Origin of the sequence: Azospirillum isscasi (assembly GCF_030849505.1) — a bacterium.
Taxonomy (GTDB): Bacteria; Pseudomonadota; Alphaproteobacteria; order Azospirillales; family Azospirillaceae; genus Azospirillum; species Azospirillum isscasi.
This window is the reverse complement of sequence record NZ_JAUJFI010000293.1, coordinates 1-3045: the sequence shown is the minus strand read 5'-3', so window position 1 is coordinate 3045 and position 3045 is coordinate 1. Positions and strand designations below refer to the sequence as shown.

Genomic DNA, 3045 nt, shown 5'->3' with positions numbered 1-3045 from the left:
CCTTGCCGCGGCCTCCGCCCGCCCCAGCTTGGCCTGGGCGGCGGCCTCCAGCCGGTGGTGGGTGGAGTCCAGCGGGGCGAGGCGGGCGGCGTGGCCATAGGCGTCCGCGGCCTCCGCCCAGCGCCCCGCCGCCTCCAGGACGCGGCCCAGGTTGAGGCGGAAGACCGGTTGGCCGCCGTCCTTCGCCACGGCCTTGCGGATCAGCGCGATCCCGCCTTCCGGATCGCCGGTCTGCGCCTTCAGCAGGCCCAGCAGATGCAGCGCGTCGCTCTGGTCCGGCAACTGGCGCAGCACCCGCTCGTAGAGGGGCTGCGCGTCCGCCAGCCGTCCGTTCTGGTGATGGACGACGGCCTGCGCCAGCGTCTCCTGAAGTCCGGAGGGGGAAAGGTCGCGGCTGGCGTTCATGACGGTCCGTGTGTCTGGCCCACGGGCGGGGCATCGGGGCGCGCAGTGTAGCGCGCCCGCGCCGCCGCGGGTACGGATGCGTCGTTCGTGCCGGAAAAATCCGGGTGAAGCGTGCCGTCGGACGAACGGTCAGGCGAACAGGCTGAAACTGCCCAGCAGCTTGTCCGTCCCGCTCTGCCCGTAGGAGATGGAGGACAGGCTGGTGATCGCGTCGTTCAGCCCGCTCAGCATCGCCTGCTGGGCGGCGGACATCTGGTAGGGGCTGGCGCTCTTGTCCGGCTGCTTGGCGACGGTGTCGTAGTCCTGGGTGTAGCCGCCCATCTGGAGCTGGAGGGCGTAATTCTTGGTTTCCTTGTCCGACTGGCCCTTCTCGCGGGTCACGCGGATCGCGTACTCGCCGCGGTCCAGCGTCAGCTCGCCGGTCTGGAGCTTCTGGAACGTCTCGTAATCCTTGCCGGTGTCGGGGTTGCTGTCGGCGATCACCGTGCCGAGCTTGGTCATGAGCTGGACGCGCAGCCCGTCGTCGCCGACCCGGCCCAGCGTCGCCTCGCCCTTGCTGGTCACGCGGAACCGGTGGAAGTCCACCTTGTCGTTGGCCGCCAGATTGCTGACGACGTTCAGGCGGGTGACGTTCTTCGCCAGGATGCCGATGTCCGTCGCCTGCCCCTGGAGGTTGGACGAGGACTTGTTGACCTGCTTCTGGAACTCCTGGACATTTGCCGCGGCGGCGGCCTCCTGCTCCTTCTGCGCCTGGAGCGCGGAGATGGCGCTGTTGATGGAGTCGGTCAGGCCCGACACCATGGAATTGACACCGGCCAGTGCGTCCGACATGCCCCTGCCCCCCGATTGCCCGAAAAATGGTCCCGGCGTTGATACGGGGCGCCACGACGGACTCCTGCGCGGCGGCGGAGCCATTCTCGCAGCCCCCGGCGAAAAAATCGCCGGGCCATAAAAAATCCGTCCGGACCGCGCAGGAGTCCCGTCCGGCCCGCGTATCACCGGCAACAAGGCCCGCCGGAGCCGCCCCCACGGCCCCGGACGCAGGAAGGAGCAGAGGATGGCCGCGTGACGGTGATCGACGAGGACGACGACGAAACGCTGATGGCCGAGACGGCCGCAGGCAACCGGGCGGCTTTCGACCGGTTGACCCGCCGTCACCTGCGCCGGAGCCTCGCGCTCGCCCACAAGGTGGTCGGGAACGCGAGCGACGCGGAAGAGGTCGTGCAGGACGCCTTCCTGCAGATCTGGACGCACGCCGACCGCTGGCGGGGCGACGGGACCCGGTTCTCCACCTGGCTCTACCGCATCGTCGTCAACCGTTCGATCGATTACCGCCGCCGCAAGAGCTTCCAGCCCCTGGACGACGCCGTGGAGATGGCCGACCCGGCGACCGGCGCCGACGGGATGCTGGAGGAGCGCCAGCTTGGCGCTGCGGTGGACGCGGCGATCGCCGCCTTGCCGGAACGGCAGCGGGCGGCGCTCAGTCTGTGCTACTACCAGGAGATGAGCTGCGCGGAAGCATCGGAGGTTCTGCACGTATCGGTCTCGGCCATGGAAAGCCTGCTTGTCCGGGCGCGGCGTATGGTCCGCTCCCGGCTCCACTCCCTGATCCGTCAGAAGGACGGCGACGAGAAATGACACTCAAAGAGTTCAAGCGCTTCGCCGACCTCTACGGCGGCGACATCGACCGCTGGCCCGCGACGGACGGCGTCGATGCCCTGACCCTTCTGGAAAACTCCGCCGAGGCGCGGGCCGTCCTGGCCGACGCCGCGGCGCTGGACGCCCTGCTCGACCGCGCCGCCCCGAAGGTGGGGGAGGACAGCGTGCAGCGCGTGCTTTCCGGCATCGCCGCGGCGCTGGACGCTCCGGCGGAGCGGGCGCCTCCCGCCCCCTGGACCCTGTCGGCCCCGCCCATGCGCTTCTGGCCGACCGCGGGGTTCCTCGCGGCCATGGGCATGGCAGGGTTCCTCGCCGCCGTCCAGGGCGTCCTGCCGGTGCGGAACGCCCAGGCGCACAATTATGCGGAGGTGGTGGTGAGCAGCAGCTATCTGGGGGCGATCCGATGAGCCGGCCGGTCACCGGTCCCGCGGCCCTGCGCCGCACGGCGGCGGGAACCGCCCCGCGCCGCTGGCCCTGGTACCTGCTGGTCGGCTCGCTCGCCGTGAACATGCTGCTGGGCGGCATCCTGGCGGCGCAGGCGCTGCATCTCCTGCCGCCACCCCCGCCGCCCGAGCCCGGACAGGGGATGGAACGTTTCATCGAGCGGGCCGCAAGGGAATTGTCCCCCACCGACGCGGAGATCCTGCGCCGCGGCTACGAGGCGGAGCGCGGCACGCTCGACCGCATCCATGAGAACATGGAGGCCATGCGCGGCCAGCTTCGCACCAGCATGCAGGCGCCCGCCTTCGATCCGGAGGCCCTGCGCCGCGCCTTCGAGCAGGCACACGCCACCGAGGCCGAACTGCGCAACCGTGTGGACAGCCGCGTGATCGAGACGCTTGGCCGGTTGTCGCCCGAAGGGCGCCGCAAGCTGGTTGAGATGGGACCGCCCCGCTGAAGGCCGACCGTCAAGCGGCGCCCCCGGCGGGCGCCAGCCGGGCGGCGGCGTTCCCGGCGCCCATGGCGAGCGCCGCCTCGCGG

At 70.7% G+C, this 3045-nt stretch carries 5 protein-coding genes; 3 read left to right on the top strand and 2 right to left on the bottom strand.

Annotated features, from left to right (window positions below):
• Positions 1-405: tetratricopeptide repeat protein (locus QSG27_RS28290; protein ID WP_306712106.1), on the bottom strand; the 405-nt coding region annotated here is incomplete at its 3' end.
• A 129-nt stretch (positions 406-534) separates the two neighbouring features.
• Positions 535-1236, bottom strand: a complete 702-nt coding sequence (locus tag QSG27_RS28285) for a hypothetical protein (RefSeq protein ID WP_306712104.1) — start codon at positions 1234-1236, stop codon at positions 535-537.
• 234 nt (positions 1237-1470) lie between these two features.
• Between QSG27_RS28285 and QSG27_RS28280 the strand changes: the two genes are divergently transcribed.
• Genes QSG27_RS28280 through QSG27_RS28270 form a run of 3 tightly spaced genes read left to right on the top strand, consistent with a single transcriptional unit; the run spans position 1471 to position 2962 of the window.
• Positions 1471-2043 carry an RNA polymerase sigma factor gene (locus QSG27_RS28280; protein WP_306712102.1) on the top strand — a complete coding sequence of 191 codons (573 nt, stop codon included), beginning with the start codon at positions 1471-1473 and terminating at the stop codon, positions 2041-2043.
• A complete protein-coding gene (locus QSG27_RS28275) occupies positions 2040-2471 on the top strand; it encodes a hypothetical protein (protein ID WP_306712100.1) in 432 nt (143 codons plus the stop codon). Before QSG27_RS28280 ends, QSG27_RS28275 begins: the two co-directional genes overlap by 4 nt.
• Positions 2468-2962: a periplasmic heavy metal sensor gene (locus QSG27_RS28270; RefSeq protein WP_306712098.1), complete on the top strand. Its 495-nt coding sequence runs from the start codon at positions 2468-2470 to the stop codon at positions 2960-2962. Before QSG27_RS28275 ends, QSG27_RS28270 begins: the two co-directional genes overlap by 4 nt.
• Positions 2963-3045: the final 83 nt, after the last annotated feature.

Bases quoted from the DNA above. Each gene is read 5' to 3' on its own strand.
- QSG27_RS28285 (WP_306712104.1), bottom strand. From the start codon at position 1,236: ATGTCGGACGCACTGGCCGGTGTCAATTCCATGGTGTCGGGCCTGACC.
- QSG27_RS28275 (WP_306712100.1), top strand. From the start codon at position 2,040: ATGACACTCAAAGAGTTCAAGCGCTTCGCCGACCTCTACGGCGGCGAC.
- QSG27_RS28270 (WP_306712098.1), top strand. From the start codon at position 2,468: ATGAGCCGGCCGGTCACCGGTCCCGCGGCCCTGCGCCGCACGGCGGCG.